Genomic DNA, 18741 nt, shown 5'->3' with positions numbered 1-18741 from the left:
CCTGTGTTCTAGGAGATGTATGTCCGGCTGGGGGCCGGCGTTGTCTCGTCGGTTCCGTAATCGCCGGGCGGCAGAGGGGGCCGTCGCGCGTCCCGCCAGTGCGCGCCGAGGGCCGTGACGGCCGCAACCACGGCGTAGCCCACCATCCACCAGGTGAAGCCCGGCGGCGACCGATGGCTGAACAGCGGGTCGATCAAGCTCGCGACCGGGAAGACCGCGGGCGAGAGGAACCGGCTGTCCTGGAAGCGCAACTCACTGTCGACGGCGATGGAGGCGGCGTCTTCGCCGCGGACCCGGCGGGTCACGGCCCAGACGAGGATCGTCGTGCAGCAGAGCGCCGCCCAGCCGAGGGCTGCCAGCCATGTCCAGGCGAAAGTGCGTGACTCGGTGGTGAAGTACATGGTCACGGCCAGCGTCGCGCCACCGCCGAAGGTGATCAGGAACGAGGCCAGGTACCAGCCGCCGAGGACCTTTGCGGGCGGGCGCCGGTTCCGCGCCGGAAGGCCGCCCAGCTGCTTTTCCCGATGGAGGATGGACGCCCAGTACCCGAGGGCGATCGAGGCGACCATGAAGTAGGAGTACCGGCTTTCGGGCATTTCCACGCCTCGCACGCCGGGAAGCTTCTGCAGCAGGCCGAACGTCATCGTGAGCGCGACGCTGACGAAGCAGGCGCCGATCAGCCACAAAATCCTGGTCGTGGTCGTCCTCGACTGCCGCGCGGCGATCCTGACCGTGAGCGGTCTGGACGGTATCCCGGCCCGGATGCCGCGTTTGCTCAGCCACGCCATGGCGTCGGCCGTTTCGATCGCGGTCGGTTGTCTCCCCATATCGGACGTACGCTCGCGACCCGGCCGAGGTTGCCCCGGCCGGGTCGCGATGGCTCAGTGGGCGTACACCTCGAACTCGTAAAGGGAGTAGCCGTACTTCGTCCCGCGCTGGACACCGGCCATCCGGACATAGCGGCCGTCCACCGCCTCGAAGGCGACGTTGTCCGTTCCGCCGTTTCCGTCCACTATGGACGCCGCGTCCCGCCAGTTCGTGCCGTCGGACGACACCTGCACCTTGTACGCCTTTCCGTACGCGGATTCCCACCGCAGGACCACCCGGGACACGCGCTGCACCGAGCCGAGGTCCACGGTGATCGACTGATCGTCACTCCAGTCGCTGGCCCAGCGCGTCGACAGGTCGACGTCGATCGCGTGGGACGGCGGCGAGTTGTACCAGCCGGTTTCGTGGCTGGTCGCGCTCACCGACCGGCCGGTGGCGAGGTTCGCGATGTTGTCGCCGCGTTTCGCCGGGAACTCCACGACCTGCTGGAAGGTCGGCCGGTTCTGGGTGCTCATCTTGTCCTGCGTGATACCGCCGAGGGCGCGGTGGATGATCGTGTCGGCGCACCACTGGTCGCCCGCGGCGCAATCGCCGTCGCCGGGGTACACGGTGTTCGCGGGCTGCGCGGCCGCCTGCGTCAGCGAGTCGAGCAGCACCTGACGGCACGCGTCGACGTCACCTCCACCGCAGTACTTCACGGCCAGCGGGCCGGCCACGTTCTGCCCGAGGACCGAACGGATGTCCTTGTGCACGTAGCCCCACCAGCCCGCCTGGTACGACGAACCCGCGTGCGACTGGCCGACGTGCTTGCCGGGAACCTCGTTCTGCCAGCCGGAAGGCGACTCGTTGATCTTCAGCACCCCGACCATGGCGCCGTAGGCGGCATCACCCATACCGGGTTTGAACTGGGCGTTGACCAGCAGCGGCCACCAGGCGTCCATGATGCGGATAGCGTCGGAATCGGCGTAGGCCTTGCTACCCGGTGAGGTCTCCGCGCGCAGACCGCCCGCGGCGAGCCAGGTCTTGAGCTTCGCCACCGCGTCGGCGGCCGGGCCGGTCACCGGCGCCTTGTCGATCACCTTGAACAGTTCCGGCAGCACCTTCTCCGCGCGGAGGTCGGCCAGCGCCGCCTCCTCCATGGCCTGCGTGAGGTTCACCCGCGTCACCTTGGTGCCACTGGAGACCATCTTCTTGACCCGCGCGTCGATCAGATCGCCGCGGTGCACGGAACTCTTGTCCGCGCCGCCGGCCGCGTAGCCGTTCGCCTGCGCGTTGTTCCAGCTGATGTAGTAGTCCTGGTTGATCGACTGCGGATGCTGCGACGACGGCGTGTAGTTCGCGAGGTTGCCGTCGGGGTTCCAGCCCTGCCAGTCGAATCCGGCGTCGGCCTTCACCGGCATGGCCGGGTCGACGTTCGGATCGCGGACCGGATTCGAGCCGGAGTTGAAGTACGCGACGTCACGCGAGTCGGCGTAGAACCAGTTGTAGGTCTGGTTGACGTCGGCCGCCGCGGCCTGGAAGTCCTGCGCGGATTTGATCGCGTCCGGGTCGTTGAACTTCTGGAAGCCGATGATCGTGTCGATCTCGTGCTGGAAGGTCGACCGCAGCGACGCGTACGCCACCGGTTTCCCGCCGACCAGCGCCCGGCTCGTCACCGGCCCGTACTTGGTGCGGAAGCTGCGCAGCGTGTACGAACCTTCGGCCGTCCCGTCGGCGACCGTGGGCTTCCACGCGTTCTTGCGTTCGACGATCTCGAACGGCAGGCACTGACCGCGGAAGCGATAGAAGCCGGAGTTCTTCGTCGGCGCGGAGCCGTTCTGCTCGCACAGTTCGACGGCGTAGGTGTCGGTGATGTCCTGCGACGCCGAGGTCGCGCTCCACGAGTAGTCCTTGCCGCGCCCGAGCAGCACGTACATGCTGATACCCGCGAACGAGGCGCCGCGCGCGCTGATGCCGGGGCCCTGGAGTTCCTGCAGCATCAGCAGTTGCGGTGCGAAGTAGCCGGCCTGCGGGCCGAAGACGGCGACCGGGTGACCGCTCGCGGTCTTGGCGCCGGACACCACCAGCGCGTTGGACATGCCGTGCTTTTCCGACAGCAGGTTCCCCGGCAGGACACCGTCGTCGAAGATGCCGCGGACCGCCTTCTGGTCCTCGGGCGCCGGAACGTCCACCTTGGCGGGCGTCGCCGTCCCGGCGGAACCGGTCGGGTCGAAGACCAGCTGCTGCCCGGTGACCGAACCCTTGTCCGGCATCGCCGCGCCCTGCGGATTCGACGGCGCCTTGCCGTAGTCGAAGGTCTGTCCATTGTGGAGGGTCTTGACGGTCTCGGGATCGTCCTCGGACCGCAGGCTCTTCCAGACCTTGTCGCCTTGTTCGAGACCGTACTTCTCCTGCATCGCCATCTTCGCGATGGCGTTCTGCACCTCGCCGCCACCGCCGGCGCCGAACTGCGCCCCGACGACGGCGGCGAGGACGACGAGGTCGGTGAGCTTGAACGGTTCGATGGTCCCGGCGTTCGTGATCGCGTCGACATGCCCGGTGAGCACGTACTCGCCGGGGAAGTAGCGGCCGCTGTGCGCGTCGGAGATGTACTTGTTGACGCCCTGCACGTAGGCCTCGGCGTCGGCCTTGCCCTGCGCGCCGCGCGGGCCACTGGCCGCGGCGTTGTCGATCTGCTTCTGCAGCTCCTGCTCGGTGTACGGCGCCGAAGCGAAGAAGCTCTGCTCAAGTTCGCGGTTGCCCTGCGCGCCGCCGGCGTACGAGGTCAGCTGGCCGCGGCCGACGCGGCGCATGATGTCCATCAGCCACAGGCGGTCCTGCGCGGCGGCGTATCCGGCGCCGTACATCGTGCCCGGCCGCGTCGTGCCGACGATCCGGGGCACGCCGATCCCCTTGTCGCGGGTGATCGTCACGTCCGAACGCGGTTTGATCGTGCTCTCGACCTGCCCGAACGGCACACCGAACGAGGCGTCGTTGAAGAACTGGTTGATCTTGTCCGTGGTCAGCGTCTTGTAGCCGTCGGCGAGCGAGGCGTACTTGCCGAGCTGATCGGCCGAATGCGCGGGCCGGGTGCCGAACGCCTTGTGCGCCAGGATCTCGGCGAGGGTGGCGTTCCCCTTGGTGCCGGGCGGGAGGATGTCACCGCACTGGCCGCCGCAGTAATCGTCGAGCGCGGCCGCCACCACCGAGTTCTGTGGCGCTTCCGCGGCGTTCGCCTGCAGTGCCGGAACGGTGCCCGCCACCAGCGTCAGCCCTGCCAGCGTCGTCAAGACCCGTATGCCTCGTCGCATGAAAGACCTCCGTCGTCGGAGAGTGACGAGGCGCACACTACCCACGGGTATCCAAATTTGTGAAGACTATTCGCGTTCTTGCCACCGTTCGGCGGAACACTCGCCCTGCGGACCCCGGACCTGCGCAGGTAGCTTGTGGGCATGTCTTTGCAGAAGCCCCAGATCGACCGCCCGGAGGGCCCCGCGCCGTCCGACCTCGAGAAGTCCGACCTCACCGTCGGCGAGGGCCAGGAGGCGAAGGCCGGCGACACCGTCTCGGTGCACTACGTCGGCGTCTCGCACTCGACCGGTGACCAGTTCGACGCCTCGTGGGACCGCGGTGAGCCGCTGCGCTTCGGCCTCGGCGCCGGTCAGGTCATCCCCGGCTGGGACCAGGGCGTGGCCGGGATGAAGGTCGGTGGCCGCCGCAAGCTGGTCATCCCGCCGCATCTGGCCTACGGCGAACGTGGCGCCGGCGGTGTCATCAAGCCGAACGAGACCTTGATCTTCGTCGTCGACCTCATCGGCGTGAACTGACCCACACGCACCTCAAGACCCGGCCCAGGCCGGGTCTTTTTCTTTGTTCTTTCGGGAACCCGACCACCATGCCAACCGCCGCGCACCGCACCGTGGGGGGTCCGGGGGGCTCGGCCCCCCGGGTACCGACGAGCGACGACCACACGAAAGAGGCCCCCGTCGCGGAGCGAAGGGGGCCTCGAACAGAAGTGGGCGAGGAGGGAGTTGAACCCTCACGTCCTTTCGGACACACGGACCTGAACCGTGCGCGTCTGCCATTCCGCCACTCGCCCGAGTGCTTCGTTCTCTGACAGCTCGCAAAGCGTAGCAGGCGGATTTCACGGGTTTCACCGGGGGCCGTGTCCGACTGGCCGTACCCGGATAGGATCGACGGGGAAGCACACGTGTGAGGAGGTTGCCCGGTGGGCCGCGTTGAGCGCTTTGATAGGCGGCTCGAGAACCTCGTGGGCAATACCTTCGCGCGCATGTTCGGTGGCAACGTCGTCACGCAGGAAGTGGCGGTGGCGCTTGAGCGCGAGAGCGAGGAGAACGTTCGTGAGCTGGCCGGTGGTCGACAGCTCGCTCCCAATCACTACATCGTGTCGTTGGGGCAGGCTGATCACGAACGCATGGCCGGAGACGAGCGTCGGGTCACTTCGGTGTTGGCGGAGGCGGTCAAGGAACACCTCGCCGAGCACGGATGGGACACCTATGGTGACGTCGTAGTTTCGCTCGAGCGCAATGAGGCGCTGCATACTGGACAGTTCAAGACCCGTTCGTCCGTCGATCCCGACGTCAAGCCCCACGGCGCCGAAGGTTCGTCACGGTCGGCACGACCCAGCAACGCAGGAGACCCAGCAATGAGCCAGCCCCCCGGCTACGGCCAATACGACCAGGGTGACCCGTACGGCCAGCAGGGCCAGTACGGCTACGGACAGCAGGCTGGCCAGCAGCAGCCCGGGTACGACCAGGGTTATGGCGGCCAGCAGCAGGGCGGCTACGACCAGGGTTACGGCGGCGGCGCACAGCAGCCCGGCTACGACCAGTACGGCGGCCAGCAGCAAGGCGGCTACGACCAGGGCTATGGCGGCGGCGCACAGCAGCCCGGCTACGACCAGTACGGCGGCCAGCAGCAAGGCGGCTACGACCAGGGTTACGGCGGCGGCGCACAGCAGCCCGGCTACGACCAGTACGGCGGCCAGCAGCAAGGCGGCTACGACCAGGGTTACGGCGGCGGCGCACAGCAGCCGGGGTACGACCAGTACGGCGGCCAGCAGCAGCAGGGCGGCTACGACCAGTACGGCGGTGGCCAGCAGCAGTACGGCCAGCCCGCCGCGGACCCGTACGCGCAGGGCGGCGGCTACGGCGGCCAGCCGGCGGCGGGCCGTCAGCTCACCGCGAGCCTCCAGCTGGACGACGGTTCGAACCGCTCGTACTCGCTCAAGCAGGGCGGGAACGTCGTGGGCCGCGGCCAGGACGCCGACTTCCGGCTCCCGGACACCGGTGTCTCCCGCCGTCACCTGGAGATCACCTGGGACGGCCAGAGCGCGACGCTCGCGGACATCGGTTCGACCAACGGCACGACCGTCAACGGCACCCCGGTGCAGACCTGGCAGCTGGCCGACGGCGACGTGATCCGCGTGGGCCACTCGTCTCTCGTGTTCCGTACGCAGGGCTGACCGGCGGCGTCCGGAGGGGGTATCGCAGAATTGCGGTGCGGGACCTGTGGTGGATCGGCACCTCGGGTCGTACGCGGAGAGCAAGGCCGTTCGGAGCCGACCATCCCGGACGGCACGCGCTCTCCGCGGCGTACAGGAGAAACGGGAGCGGACACAACAAGTGCCAGAGCTGGTCGTTCAACTCACCAGGGTGGGCTTTCTCGTGCTGCTCTGGCTCTTCGTGTTCGCCGCGTTGCGTGTCGTCCGCTCGGATCTGTACGCGGCCTCCGGGCTGCGCGTGGCCGTCCCGACGTTCGGTCGCAAGAAGAAGGAAAACAAGAAGCCGCGCGGCGGGAAATCGCCGCAGCAGCTGCTCGTGACCCATGGTGCGCTGGCGGGAACCAGGATCGCCTTGGACGGCAGGCCGATCCTGATCGGCCGCGCCGACGACTCGACTCTGGTGCTGGACGACGACTACGCGTCGACCCGGCACGCCCGGATCGCCCTGCGCGGGGAGGATTGGTACGTGGAAGATCTGGGTTCGACGAACGGGACGTACCTCGACCGGGCTAAGGTCACGGCACCCCTCCGGGTCCCGCTCGGAGTCCCCATCCGGATCGGCAAAACGGTGATCGAGCTTCGCCCATGACTCTCGTCCTCCGCTACGCGGCTCGCAGCGACCGGGGCCTGGTGCGTTCCAGCAACCAGGACTCCGTGTACGCAGGTCCCCGCCTGCTCGCCCTCGCCGACGGCATGGGTGGGCACGCAGCGGGTGAGGTGGCCAGCAAGGTCGTCATCGCCTCCCTCGCGCCCCTCGACGACGACGACCCCAGTGACGACCTTCTCGCTCAGCTGCGTGAGGCCGTCCAGAACGGCAACGCCGCCATCGCCGAGCTCGTCCAGCAGGACCCGGACCTCGACGGGATGGGCACGACCCTGACCGCCGTGCTGTTCGCCGGTTCGCGGATGGGTGTCGTGCACGTCGGCGACTCGCGGGCGTATCTGATGCGCGGCGGTCAGTTCTCGCAGATCACGCGGGACGACAGCTTCGTCAACGAACTTCTCGAACAGGGCCGGATCACGCCGGAAGAGGCCGCGGTGCACCCGCAGCGGTCGCTGCTGCTGAAGGCGCTCACCGGGCACGAGGTCGAGCCGAGCCTCACCGTGCGCGAGGCCCGCGCCGGCGACCGGTACCTGATCTGCTCGGACGGCCTGTCCGGCATGGTCAGCGACGAAACGCTGTCCGAGGCGATCCAGATCCCGGATCCGCAGGCCTGCGCGGACCGGATGATCGAGCTCGCGCTCAAGGGCGGCGGCACGGACAACGTCACGGTGATCATCGCCGACGTCGTCGACGTCGACTTCGGTGAGGACGCGCCCATCGTGGGCGGCGCCGCCGGGGACGGCAGCGACGAATTCCACCAGGGCGACTCCCCCGCCGCCCGCGCCCGTGCGCTGACCCAGCCCGCGCCGCAGCCGCGGCCCGAGGTCCAGCCCCAACAGGAGGACCCGAAGGTCAAGCGCCGGAGGCGATTTCGCTGGCTGGCGGGAGCGGTGGTCGTCCTGATCGTGCTGGCCGCGGCGGCGATCGCCACGCGGTATTTCGTGCTGAGCCAGTACTACGTCGGCGAGGGGCCCGGCGAGGAGGTCGTGATCTACCGCGGCGTCCCCGGCAGCATCCTCGGCATCGACCTGCACGCCTACGAGCAGGGCTCGTGCCCGCCGGGCGGGTTGTGCACCGACAAGCTGCTGGTGCCCGCGCTGCAGGAGGACGCGCGGATCGCGGTGAAGAACGGCGTCAAGAAGGACAACCTCGACGACGCCCGTAAGTACATCGACGACTTCCTCCGGCCGCACAAGCAGCTGGCCGACTGCAAGCAGGCCACCAGCTCGACCTCCACGCCGCCCGTCGAGTCCTCGGCTCCCCCTTCTACCCCCGCTTCGCCGAGTTCGGCGAACCAGCCAGCGGGGAGGGACTGCTCGACGCCGACCACGGCAGCACCAGGGGGCGGTAACTGATGAGCACGCCGCTCGCCGATCCGGCTTCGGCCCAGTTCGCCACGAACCCTCCGCGCGAGCTGCCCAAGCGGCGCGGGACGGAACTCGTCCTGCTGGCGTTCGCGACGTTCATCGTCACCGTCGCGCTCGTGCTGGTGGAGGCGAACCAGGAGCAGGAGCTCACCAGCTCGATCATCTGGCTGGGGCTGTCCTACCTCGGGGTGCTGACGGCGGCGCATCTGGCGGTCCGCCGCTGGGCGCCGTACGCGGATCCGGTGATCCTGCCGTGCGTCGCGCTCCTGAACGGGCTTGGCCTGGTGATGATCCACCGGATCGACCTGGCGCTCGCGGAACGCGCGGTCCAGCAGGGCAAGGAGTACACGCCGGACGTCACCAAGCAGGTGCTGTTCACGGCGATCTCACTGGTGCTGTTCGTGGTGGTGCTGGTCGTGATCAGCGATCACCGCACACTGACCCGCTACGGCTACACCTGCGGTCTGGTCGGCATCGTGGCGCTCGCGCTGCCCGCGGTGCTGCCGTCGAGCCTTTCCGAGGTCAACGGCGCGAAGGTCTGGATCAAGCTGCCGTTCTTCTCGATCCAGCCCGGCGAGTTCGCGAAGATCCTGCTGATGATCTTCTTCGCTTCGTTCCTGGTGACGAAACGGGACCTGTTCATGGTCGCGGGCAAGAAGATCGTCGGCGTCGAGCTGCCGCGCGCCCGTGACCTCGGCCCGATCCTGATCGCGGCGGCCGCCTGCCTCGGCGTGCTGGTGTTCGAGAAGGACCTCGGGACGTCGCTGCTGTTCTTCGGCGTCACGCTGATGATGTTGTACGTCGCGACCGAGCGGATCATCTGGGTGGTGCTGGGCGTCGGGTTCTTCGCCGCCGGCGCGATCATCGCCTACAACCTGTTCACGCACGTCCAGCAGCGCGTCCGCAACTGGATCGACCCGCTCGCCACCTACGACGACGCGGGCGGCGGCTACCAGGTCGCGCAGGGGCTGTTCGGGCTCGGCACCGGCGGGGTCGGCGGCACCGGCCTCGGCGCCGGACGGCCGGACATGGTCCCCGAGGCCAAAACGGACTTCATCACCACCGCGATCGGCGAGGAACTGGGCTTCATCGGTCTCGCCGCGATGCTGATGCTGTACCTGATCCTGGCGATGCGCGGGATGCGCAGCGCCCTCGCGGTCCGCGACACCTTCGGCAAACTTCTCGGCGGCGGCCTGTCGTTCGCCCTGGTCATGCAGGTCTTCGTCGTCGTCGGCGGCGTCACGAACCTGATCCCGAACACCGGGATCACCGCCCCGTTCCTCTCCCGCGGTGGTTCTTCACTGCTCGCGAACTACATCCTGGTGGCCCTCCTGCTCCGAATCTCCGACGCCGCCCGCAAACCCGCGGTGCGGCCGAAGCCGCAGCAGCCGCAAGCGCCGCTCGCCGAAGCGCACACGGTGATGGTCCAGCGGCCGCCCGTGACCGGTGAGGGGAGCGCTTCGTGAACACCCCGCTCCGCAAGGTGGGCGTCGCCATGCTCGTCATGGTGGTGCTCCTGCTGGCCAACGCCACCTACATCCAGGTGGTCAAGGCGGACGACTACCGCACGGACTCGCGCAACCTGCGGGTGCTCTACGACGAGTTCTCGCGTCAGCGCGGGCTGATCGTGACGCCCGACGGCGCCGCGCTCGCGAAGGTCGACCCGTCGAACGACAAGTACAAGTTCATCCGGTCCTACGTCGACGGCCCGATGTACGCGCCGGTCACCGGCTACTACTCGATCAACTACGGCGCGGGCGGCCTGGAACGGTCCGAGGACGACGTCCTCAACGGTTCCGACCCGCGGCTGCTCGTACGGCGCCTGTCGGACCTGGTCACCGGCCGCGACCCGCGCGGCGGGAACGTGCGGCTGACGATCAACCCGGCCGTGCAGAAGGCCGCGTACGACCTGATGACGCAGAAGGGCTACACCGGCTCGGTGGTCGCGATCGAGCCGAAGACCGGGCGCATCCTGGCCATGGTCTCGACGCCGTCGTACGACCCGAACAAGCTCGCCTCGCACGTCGGCAAGGAGCAGATCGCGGCCTGGGGTCAGTGGCGCGACGATCCGAAGAAGCCGATGCTGAACCGCGCGATCTCGGAGACCTACCCGCCGGGTTCGACGGCCAAGCTGCTGGTGACCGCGGCCGCGCTCGAGAACGGCAAGACGGCGGACATGCCGGTCAACACCGCGCCCAACGTCAAGCTCCCCGGCACGCAGACGACGCTGGAGAACTACGGCGGCGCGGCCTGCAAGGGCAGCACGCTGAAGGAAGCGCTGCGGTACTCCTGCAACGTGCCCTTCGCCGAACTCGCCGGCGAACTCGGCAAGGACAAGCTGAACGCGACGGCGAAGAACTTCGGTGTCGGCGAGGACCTGGCCGTGCCGATGCGGGTCGCCACGTCGTCCCTCGGCCCGCTGGACTCGAAGGCGGCGCTGTTCCAGAGCGCCATCGGGCAGCGCGACGTGCGGCTGACCCCGATCCAGGACGCCCTGCTTTCGGCGACCATCGCCAACAACGGGATGGCGATGAAACCGCAGCTGGTGCAGTCGCTGCTGGCGCCGAACCTGTCGACCATCGAGGACTACACCCCGACCGAGCTGACCGGCGACGCCGCCATGTCCAGCGCGAACGCCGCGATCCTGCGCGACATGATGCTGGCGTCGGAGGAGAACACGAAGGGCGCGGGCAAACGAGGCGACATCCAGATCGCCTCCAAGACCGGCACCGCCGAGCACGGCAACGACCCGAAGAACACCCCGCCGCACGCCTGGTACACCGGGTTCGCGCCGGCGATGGACCCGAAGATCGCCGTCTCGGTGATCGTCGAGTCCGGCGGTAACCGCGGGCTCGAAGCGACCGGTGGCACCGTGGCCGCGGAGATCGGCCGCGCCGCCGTCAACGCCATGCTCGGGGGTGGATAGCGGATGCTGTCCTCGGGTCAGCTGCTGGCCGACCGGTACAAGCTGACGAACCGGATCGCCGTCGGCGGGATGGGCGAGGTCTGGCAGGCCAGTGACACGCGGCTGGACCGGACGGTCGCGGTCAAGATCCTCAAGGCGGAGCTGTCCGGCGACGCCGAGTTCCTGCACCGGTTCCGGACCGAGGCGCGGATGACCGCGTCGCTGAACCACCCCGGCATCGCCGCGGTGCACGACTACGGCGAGACGGTCGCGGACGATCTGTCGATCGCGTATCTGGTGATGGAGCTGGTCGAAGGCGATCCACTGGCCGCGATCATCACCCGCGAAGGACGGCTGAACGCCGAGCGCACCCTGGACATCCTGGAGCAGGCCGGTAACGCGCTGCAGGCCGCGCACGAAACCGGTCTCGTGCACCGCGACGTCAAACCGGGCAACATCATGGTGACCCCGGCCGGGCAGGTGAAGATCACCGACTTCGGTGTTGCGAAGGCCGCCGACGCCGCCCCGGTGACCAGGTCCGGCATGGTCATGGGCACCGCCCACTACATCGCCCCCGAGCAGGCGCTCGGGCACAACGCCGAACCGGCGAGCGACGTGTACTCGCTGGCCGTCTGCGGCTACGAATGCCTCACCGGGCACCGGCCGTTCCTTTCGGAGAACGCGGTGACGGTCGCGATGATGCACATCCGCGACCTCCCGCCGCCGCTGCCGCCGGACGTGCCGCCGGGTGCCCGCGCGGTGATCGAAGCGACCCTGATCAAGGATCCGAGACAGCGGTACAACAGCGGCGGCGAGTTCGCGGCCGCCGTCGCGGCGGTCCGTGCCGGGCTGCCCCTGCCGACGCCGTCCGGGCTGGTGAACGTGGCCTACTCGGCCGGTCAGCCCGTGCTGCCGCAGCAGGTGCCGCCCGGCCCGCACTCCCCGCCGAACCCGATGGCGGCGGTGGGACCGGCGTCGCATCCGGCGATGCACCCGGTCACCGGCCCGCCACCGATGGCGGTCCGCCGTCTGCCCGGCAGACGGCCACAATGGGGCTGGTGGCTGCTGCTCGCGGTGATCCTGATCGCAGTACTGGTGGCAGGAGCCTTCCTCATCGTGAGACTGGTCGGTTCGGGCAACGGACCGCGGTCGGGCGGCGTGGAAACGAGTGAACACGCGCCGGCTCCGGGTAAGAAGTCCGAAGGTCCTCCGCCGACATCCGCGTACCCCGCGGTTCCGACGGAGGGCGGCACCGAGGAGCCGGCCGGACAGGCGAATCCAGGAATGATGAGCAGCAAACCTTGGACGGAATGGAACGGCACGCAGAGATGAGCACACCAAGACTGCTCAGCAACCGCTACGAGCTGGGCGAGACGCTCGGCTACGGAGGCATGTCCGAGGTCCACCACGGCCACGACGTGCGCCTGGGCCGGGAGGTGGCGATCAAGATCCTGCGTGCCGACCTGGCGCGGGATCCCCAGTTCCAAGAACGTTTCCGTCGCGAGGCACAGAACGCGGCGGCACTGAACCACCCGGCGATCGTCGCCGTCTACGACACCGGCGAGACGAACACCGAGTTCGGCCCGCTGCCCTACATCGTGATGGAGTACGTCGAAGGACGGACTCTGCGCGACATCGTGAAGACCGAAGGCCCGATGTCGCAGAAGCGGGCCATGGAGGTCATGGCCGACGTCTGCGCGGCACTGGACTTCTCGCACCGGCACGGCATCGTGCACCGCGACGTCAAACCGGCGAACGTGATGATCACGAAGAACGGCGCCGTCAAGGTGATGGACTTCGGTATCGCGCGCGCCATGCACGACGGGCAGTCCGCGATGACGCAGACCGCCGCGGTGATCGGCACGGCGCAGTACCTCTCGCCGGAGCAGGCCCGCGGTGAGTCCGTCGACGCGCGTTCCGACGTCTACGCCGCCGGCTGTGTGCTGTACGAACTCATCACCGGCGAGCCGCCCTTCACCGGCGACTCGCCCGTGGCGGTGGCGTACCAGCACGTCCGGGAAGACCCGAACCCGCCGTCGTCGGTGAACCCGGCCGTGGCGCCCGAACTCGACGCCGTCGTGCTCAAGGCGCTCGCGAAGGGCCCGGCGAACCGCTACCAGTCGTCCGCGGAGATGCGTTCGGACCTGGTCCGGACGCTGTCCGGTCAGCGGCCGGCCGCGCCGATGGTGATGTCGGAGGACGAGCGCACCCAGGTCATGGACTCCGACCGCCGGGTGCCGCAGCGCTATGACCAGTACGAGGACGAAGACGAGGATCCGGCCGCGAAGAAGAAGCGCCGGGCCTGGCTCATCGCCGGTCTCGTGGTCTCGCTGGCCGCCGTGGTGCTGCTGATCATGTGGCTGTCGAACGCCTTCAGCACCACCGGAGGCGAGAGCAAGGCGATCCCGAACGTCCTCAACCAGAGCGAAGCCTCGGCGAAGGACACGCTCCGGGGCGCGGGGTTCAACTCGTTCGAGCCCACCAAGAAGGTCCCCTGCACCGGTGAGGCCGTCAATGGCCTGCCCGCCTGCGACGAGAACGACATCGACAAGGTCATCGCGATCAGCCCGAACCAGGGGCAGGTGACGCCGACCACGGAAAAGATCACGCTGACCGTCGGCGCGAAGCCGGGCAAGGTCAAGGCCCCGGACCTCAAGGGCAAGACCGCGGCCGAGGCTCTCGCGGCGCTGACCGAAGCCGGTCTGAAGCTCGGTGTGACCACCGAGGAAGAGACCGAAGACCCGAACCAGGCAGGCAAGGTCATCTCGCAGAACCCGAGCTCGCAGGCCGAGGTCGATCAGGGTTCGAAGGTCGACATCACGGTCGGCAAGTCCAAGGAACTGAAGACGGTCCCGAACTACAAGGGCAAGACTCAGGCCGAGGCCGAAGCCGGGTTGAAGACGGCCGGGTTCACCCCGCAGGTCACCAACGTGGACTCCGACCAGCCCAAGGGCACCGTGATCGACCAGACCCCGAACGGCGGCAAACTGCCCGTCGGCAGTGTGGTCAAGCTGTCGGTGTCGAACGGCAACCAGGAGACCTTCGACATGCCGAACCTGAAGGGCATGACCGAGGACCAGGCGACGCGGCAGCTGCAGCAGCTGGGCTGGAACGGCCAGCTGGACACGCAGGCCGACAAGAACGGTGACCGGGATCTGGCGGGCAAGGTCAGCAAGACCAACCCGCAGGCCGGTACGAAGATCGCGAAGAACGCGCCGATCACGCTGTTCATCGTCGAAGGCGACGAGACGCCGACGTCGTCGAGCTCGCGGCTCTTCCCGCCTCCGTGATCCAGCGCTGACGTGAGAAAGGGCCCCGCACGGTTTCGTGCGGGGCCCTTTTCATGTCAGTTGTTCGAGCAATCCTTGGTAGGCCTGCTGGATCCGCCCGGCGCTGGTCCGCACCACGACCGCCTTCGGCCGCGTGGCGATGAGCGCCACGAGCCGGTCGTACATCTCCGCCAGCCGGTCAGGCCCGCCCAGCATCTCGTGCGCCTCGACGTGTTCGGGCTCCGCCGCCGCGCGCGTGCGCTCGGCGAACCGTCGGAGAACGTCGTCCTTGGTGTCGAGGAGAACGATCTCGTGGAACTCCGCGGCCGTTTCCCCGGCGAGCGTTTCGAGGCGTTCGAGGAGGTCGGCGCGGCCGAGGAATTGCGGGACGATCACGTCGTGGCCCGCGAGCAGATGGGTGCGAGCGGCGCTCACAGCGAGGTCGCGGGCGAGCGTTCCGGCCTTCGCGGCGTCATCGCGCCAGGCGCCGAGCAGGCCCCGGAGCCGGTCGATGTCGAGGTTCAACGTCAGCGGATGGTCTTCGGCGTACAGCCGGGCGAGGGTCGACTTCCCGCAGGCCGGCGGGCCGTTGAGCACGATGAGCCGCGGCATCAGGCGTTGCGCCGGAGCAGATACCCGACGGCCGTGGCGCTCACCAGCAAGGCGGCGACCGCCGCCACGACGGCCACGACGAACGGCCCGGTCAGTGGTTGTTGCGAGGTCAAGGCACGCAGCAGCGGGTTGGCCAGCGGCAGCCACTTCACCAGGAGCACGGCCGCGAGGGCGAAGATCGCGGCCAGGACCGACCAGCCGACGCGCGGGACCAGCAGCCGTGAACAGGGCAGGCCGATCGCGATCCCGAACAGCGCGCAAAGCCCGTGCGCCCCGGCCCCGAGGGCGAAGACGCCGATCGAGAAGCCGCCGGTCCGGAGGCCCGACCACAGCACTGTCACGAGGGTGAGCACGGTGGCGCAGCCGAAGACGGCCAGTGTGGCGCCGCCGAGGACCGATCGCCGGCGCCGGGCGTGGCTGAAGGTCACCAGCCGCTGGACCGGGTCCTCGACGTCGAGCATCGCGATGGTCAGCCAGCACGAGACGACGAGGAGCGAGCCCGCGCTGATCCCGTATTGCGGCAGCAGCGGCGACTTCGGATCGGTGTAGAGCACGGTGTTCACCGCGACGTAGGCGAGGATCGCGGGCAGGTAGCGCTGGGAGTGGCCGAGCAGCGCGAGGTAGTAGCGGGTCATGGCGAGCACGGCGCCACCTCCCGGACCGAAAAGCCGCGGTTGAGCGCGCGCAGCAGGACGGCGTCGGCGTGCCCGGCTTCGACCGTCAGGACGACCTTCCCGTCCTCGGCCACGACCTGGCTCACACCAGGCTCCGAAGACCAGTCGCCGCTGGGGCCGTGGAGGACGATCCTTGTCGCGCTCTCGGTTTTCTTCGCCGTTTCGACGCGGCTCAGCAGGCCGTCGTCGATCCGGTAGACGTCGTCGGCGTGGGCGTGCACGACGGAGGCGCGGTGGTCGGTGAAGACCACGCTCGCGCCCCGTTCCTTGGTCTCGGCGACGAGTTCGCCGAGCACGGTGTGGGCTTCGACGTCGAGACCGGACCAGGGCTCGTCGAGGATCAGCAGGTCCGGCCCGGCGAGGACCGCCTGGGCGAGGCCGACCTTCTGGGCGTTGCCCTTCGACAGGGTCCGCAGGGGCGCGTCCGGGCCGCCGACCAGCGCCAGCCTGTCCAGCAGGGAATCGATCGCCGACAAGTCGACATGGCCGTCGATGCGGGCCATATGCCGCAGGTACGCCCTGGCGCTCATCCGCTGTCCCGCCGGGAAGCGGTCCGGCAGGTAGCCGACGCGCGGACCGCCCACGACGGTTCCCGAGGTCTCACGGGAAAGTGCGGCGAGGATCCTGAGCAGCGTCGACTTGCCCGAGCCGTTCGAGCCGAGGACGCCGATCACGCGGCCCGCCGGGACGTCGAGGTCGACGTCGGCGAGCACGGGTTCACCGCGGCCGTAGCGCTTCCCGACTCCTTCGAGCCGGATCAGCGAGGTCACGCAGCAGCGGCCTTCTGCAGCGCGCGAGTCGCTTGTTCGAGTTCGTTGACCGTGGCGTCGGAGACCGGGTGCCCGGCGGAGGCCATCCAGTTCGCCAGCATCCGATGCCCGCCCTGGGTGAGCACGGACTCGGGGTGGAACTGGACGCCTTCGAGCGGAAGCTCGCGGTGCCGCATGCCCATCACGACACCGGACTCGGTACGGCCTGTGATCTCGAACACGGTCCCGTCGATGGTTTCCGGCAAAACGGTCAGCGAGTGATACCGCGTGGCGGTGAATTCCGGAGGAAGCCCGGCGAGTACTCCGTCGCCCGAATGGTGGACTTGACTGGTCTTGCCGTGCAGCAGTTCCGGGGCGCGGTCGACCGTGGCACCGAAGACCACGCCGAGGGCCTGATGGCCGAGGCAGACGCCGAGCATCGGGATGCGTTCCTCCGCGCATTTGCGGATGACATCCATGCTCTGACCAGCGCGTTCCGGGGTTCCGGGGCCGGGAGAGACGAGGACCGCGTCGAACTCGCCGAGCTTGTCGAGCTCCACGACGTCGTTGCGCCAGACGGTGCAGTCGGCGCCGAGCTGGGCCAGATACTGGACCAGGTTGTAGACAAAACTGTCGTAGTTGTCGACGACGAGCACGCGCATGAAGCCAGCTTAGCGGCTCCCACCAGGTGGACCGTACGCCAGATCACAATGATTGTTAGGGCTGCCTAACTTACCGTGGTAGGAGTGAGCCGTTCTCTTCGTGTAGCCATCGTGGGTGCCGGTCCGGCCGGCATCTACGCCGCCGACATCCTCGACAAGTCCGACGCCGACGTGACGATCGACCTGTTCGAGCGCATGCCGGCGCCGTTCGGGCTGATCCGGTACGGCGTCGCGCCCGACCACCCCCGGATCAAGGGCATCGTCACCGCCCTGCACAAGGTGCTCGACAAGCCGAACATCCGGCTGCTGGGCAACGTCGACTACGGGACCGATCTGAAGCTCGACGACCTGCGCCAGTTCTACGACGCGGTGATCTTCTCGACCGGCGCCATGGCCGACCGCGCGCTCGACATCCCCGGGATCGACCTCGACGGCAGCTACGGCGCCGCCGACTTCGTCTCCTGGTACGACGGGCACCCGGACGTGCCGCGCACCTGGCCACTGAACGCGACCTCGGTCGCGGTCCTCGGGGTCGGGAACGTGGCGCTCGACGTGGCGCGGATCCTCGCGAAGACCGCCGACGAGCTGCTCACCACGGACATCCCGGACAACGTCTACCAGGGTCTGAAGGCCAGCCCGGTCACCGACGTGCACGTGTTCGGGCGCCGCGGCCCGGCTCAGGCGAAGTTCACGCCGCTGGAGCTGCGCGAGCTGGACCACTCGCCGAACGTCGAGGTCATCGTCTACCCCGAGGACATCGAGTTCGACGAGGGCAGCATCGCCGCGCTGCGGGCGTCGAAGCAGATCGACATGGTCGTGAAGACGCTGCAGGAGTGGGCGATCCGCGACCAGGGCGACCGGCCGAAGCGGCTGCACCTGCACTTCCTGCACTCGCCGTGTGAGATCGTCGGTGAGGACGGCAAGGTGACCGGCCTGCGGACCGAGCGCACCGAACTGACCGGTGACGGCAACGTGCGCGGCACCGGCGAGTTCCACGACTGGGACGTCCAGGCCGTCTACCGCGCGGTGGGCTACCTGTCGTCGCATCTGCCGGAGATCCCGTTCGACCACACCACCGGGACCGTGCCGAATCAGGCGGGCCGGGTGCTGGACATCGACGAGGACCAGGTGCCGGGCGTCTACGTGACCGGCTGGATCAAGCGCGGGCCGGTCGGCCTCATCGGCCACACCAAGGGCGACGCGGCCGAAACCATCGCGAGCCTGCTGGCCGACGCCGACAACCTCACGGCTCCGGCCGTCGAGGACCCCGACGCGATCCTCGGCTTCCTGACCGAACGCGGCGTTCCCTTCACCACTTGGGAAGGCTGGGGCAAACTCGACGCCCACGAGAAGGCGCTCGGCGTCCCGCACGGCCGGGAACGCGTCAAGGTCGTGGAACGCGACGAAATGACCCGCATTTCGCGAGGCTGAACCAACTGCGCGTGAAGGCCCCCTTCCCTCGACTCAGCCGAGGGGGCGGATTTCAGGGGTCGTTGCAACACGGGTGATCAACTGGTTTGGGTGAGGAGTGTAGTGAGGCGCTCGGCTGGGGTGTCCCAGTCGAGCGT

The 18741-nt window shown here is 68.5% G+C and carries 15 protein-coding genes and 1 tRNA gene; 9 read left to right on the top strand and 7 right to left on the bottom strand.

Features of this window, described 5'->3' with window-relative positions:
* Positions 1-8: 8 nt before the first annotated feature.
* The gene (locus ACIBTM_RS13465; RefSeq protein ID WP_395876811.1) at positions 9-827 is read right to left on the bottom strand and encodes a hypothetical protein; all 819 of its coding nucleotides are present in this window, start codon (positions 825-827) and stop codon (positions 9-11) included.
* A 54-nt stretch (positions 828-881) separates the two neighbouring features.
* Positions 882-4118 (bottom strand): penicillin acylase family protein, encoded by a 3237-nt coding sequence (locus ACIBTM_RS13460; RefSeq protein ID WP_395876810.1) that lies wholly within the window; start codon positions 4116-4118, stop codon positions 882-884.
* Between the two features lie 141 nt (positions 4119-4259).
* Between ACIBTM_RS13460 and ACIBTM_RS13455 the strand changes: the two genes are divergently transcribed.
* Positions 4260-4634, top strand: a complete 375-nt coding sequence (locus tag ACIBTM_RS13455) for an FKBP-type peptidyl-prolyl cis-trans isomerase (protein WP_395876809.1) — start codon at positions 4260-4262, stop codon at positions 4632-4634.
* A 189-nt stretch (positions 4635-4823) separates the two neighbouring features.
* Here the strand turns inward: ACIBTM_RS13455 and ACIBTM_RS13450 are convergent.
* Positions 4824-4906, bottom strand: a tRNA-Leu gene (locus ACIBTM_RS13450).
* 129 nt (positions 4907-5035) lie between these two features.
* On the opposite strand from ACIBTM_RS13450, the gene ACIBTM_RS13445 reads away from it, so the two are divergent.
* The 7 genes from ACIBTM_RS13445 to pknB all read left to right on the top strand — a co-directional run bounded on the left by ACIBTM_RS13445 (position 5036) and on the right by pknB (position 14497).
* The gene (locus ACIBTM_RS13445; RefSeq protein WP_395876808.1) at positions 5036-6292 is read left to right on the top strand and encodes a DUF3662 and FHA domain-containing protein; all 1257 of its coding nucleotides are present in this window, start codon (positions 5036-5038) and stop codon (positions 6290-6292) included.
* Positions 6293-6452: 160 nt separating this feature from the next.
* Positions 6453-6920: an FHA domain-containing protein gene (locus ACIBTM_RS13440; protein ID WP_007030429.1), complete on the top strand. Its 468-nt coding sequence runs from the start codon at positions 6453-6455 to the stop codon at positions 6918-6920.
* Entirely contained in the window at positions 6917-8290 is a 1374-nt protein-coding gene (locus ACIBTM_RS13435) for a PP2C family protein-serine/threonine phosphatase (RefSeq protein ID WP_395876807.1), read from the top strand. The genes ACIBTM_RS13440 and ACIBTM_RS13435 overlap by 4 nt, the downstream gene beginning before the upstream one ends.
* A complete protein-coding gene (locus ACIBTM_RS13430; RefSeq protein ID WP_395876806.1) occupies positions 8290-9768 on the top strand; it encodes an FtsW/RodA/SpoVE family cell cycle protein in 1479 nt (492 codons plus the stop codon). The genes ACIBTM_RS13435 and ACIBTM_RS13430 overlap by 1 nt, the downstream gene beginning before the upstream one ends.
* Positions 9765-11228 (top strand): peptidoglycan D,D-transpeptidase FtsI family protein, encoded by a 1464-nt coding sequence (locus tag ACIBTM_RS13425; protein ID WP_395876805.1) that lies wholly within the window; start codon positions 9765-9767, stop codon positions 11226-11228. Before ACIBTM_RS13430 ends, ACIBTM_RS13425 begins: the two co-directional genes overlap by 4 nt.
* A 3-nt stretch (positions 11229-11231) precedes the next feature.
* A complete protein-coding gene (locus ACIBTM_RS13420) occupies positions 11232-12539 on the top strand; it encodes a protein kinase (RefSeq protein ID WP_395876804.1) in 1308 nt (435 codons plus the stop codon).
* Positions 12536-14497 carry a Stk1 family PASTA domain-containing Ser/Thr kinase gene (pknB, locus tag ACIBTM_RS13415; RefSeq protein ID WP_395876803.1) on the top strand — a complete coding sequence of 654 codons (1962 nt, stop codon included), beginning with the start codon at positions 12536-12538 and terminating at the stop codon, positions 14495-14497. Before ACIBTM_RS13420 ends, pknB begins: the two co-directional genes overlap by 4 nt.
* A gap of 51 nt (positions 14498-14548) precedes the next feature.
* Here pknB and ACIBTM_RS13410 read toward each other — a convergent pair whose 3' ends face one another.
* The 4 genes from ACIBTM_RS13410 to ACIBTM_RS13395 are packed head-to-tail and all read right to left on the bottom strand — an operon-like array spanning position 14549 to position 17173.
* Positions 14549-15088: an AAA family ATPase gene (locus ACIBTM_RS13410; protein WP_395876802.1), complete on the bottom strand. Its 540-nt coding sequence runs from the start codon at positions 15086-15088 to the stop codon at positions 14549-14551.
* Entirely contained in the window at positions 15088-15732 is a 645-nt protein-coding gene (locus ACIBTM_RS13405) for a hypothetical protein (protein WP_395876801.1), read from the bottom strand. Before ACIBTM_RS13405 ends, ACIBTM_RS13410 begins: the two co-directional genes overlap by 1 nt.
* Entirely contained in the window at positions 15720-16532 is an 813-nt protein-coding gene (locus ACIBTM_RS13400) for an ABC transporter ATP-binding protein (protein ID WP_395876800.1), read from the bottom strand. Before ACIBTM_RS13400 ends, ACIBTM_RS13405 begins: the two co-directional genes overlap by 13 nt.
* Positions 16529-17173, bottom strand: coding sequence for an aminodeoxychorismate/anthranilate synthase component II (locus tag ACIBTM_RS13395; RefSeq protein ID WP_395876799.1), 645 nt, complete (start codon positions 17171-17173; stop codon positions 16529-16531). The genes ACIBTM_RS13400 and ACIBTM_RS13395 overlap by 4 nt, the downstream gene beginning before the upstream one ends.
* Positions 17174-17284: 111 nt before the next feature.
* Here ACIBTM_RS13395 and ACIBTM_RS13390 point away from each other — a divergent pair, with 111 nt between their 5' ends.
* A complete protein-coding gene (locus ACIBTM_RS13390; protein ID WP_395878050.1) occupies positions 17285-18604 on the top strand; it encodes an FAD-dependent oxidoreductase in 1320 nt (439 codons plus the stop codon).
* The last annotated feature ends 137 nt before the right edge of the window (positions 18605-18741 follow it).

It is taken from the genome of Amycolatopsis sp. NPDC049868, assembly GCF_044461365.1.
Taxonomy (GTDB): Bacteria; Actinomycetota; Actinomycetes; order Mycobacteriales; family Pseudonocardiaceae; genus Amycolatopsis.
This window is presented reverse-complemented; position numbering and strand designations above follow the sequence as displayed.

What these genes read in the sequence shown, in the direction of transcription:
- ACIBTM_RS13465 (WP_395876811.1), bottom strand. Translation starts at nt 827, where the DNA reads ATGGGGAGACAACCGACCGCGATCGAAACGGCCGACGCCATGGCGTGG.
- ACIBTM_RS13460 (WP_395876810.1), bottom strand. Translation starts at nt 4,118, where the DNA reads ATGCGACGAGGCATACGGGTCTTGACGACGCTGGCAGGGCTGACGCTG.
- ACIBTM_RS13455 (WP_395876809.1), top strand. Translation starts at nt 4,260, where the DNA reads ATGTCTTTGCAGAAGCCCCAGATCGACCGCCCGGAGGGCCCCGCGCCG.
- ACIBTM_RS13435 (WP_395876807.1), top strand. Translation starts at nt 6,917, where the DNA reads ATGACTCTCGTCCTCCGCTACGCGGCTCGCAGCGACCGGGGCCTGGTG.
- ACIBTM_RS13430 (WP_395876806.1), top strand. Translation starts at nt 8,290, where the DNA reads ATGAGCACGCCGCTCGCCGATCCGGCTTCGGCCCAGTTCGCCACGAAC.
- ACIBTM_RS13420 (WP_395876804.1), top strand. Translation starts at nt 11,232, where the DNA reads ATGCTGTCCTCGGGTCAGCTGCTGGCCGACCGGTACAAGCTGACGAAC.
- pknB (WP_395876803.1), top strand. Translation starts at nt 12,536, where the DNA reads ATGAGCACACCAAGACTGCTCAGCAACCGCTACGAGCTGGGCGAGACG.
- ACIBTM_RS13410 (WP_395876802.1), bottom strand. Translation starts at nt 15,088, where the DNA reads ATGCCGCGGCTCATCGTGCTCAACGGCCCGCCGGCCTGCGGGAAGTCG.
- ACIBTM_RS13395 (WP_395876799.1), bottom strand. Translation starts at nt 17,173, where the DNA reads ATGCGCGTGCTCGTCGTCGACAACTACGACAGTTTTGTCTACAACCTG.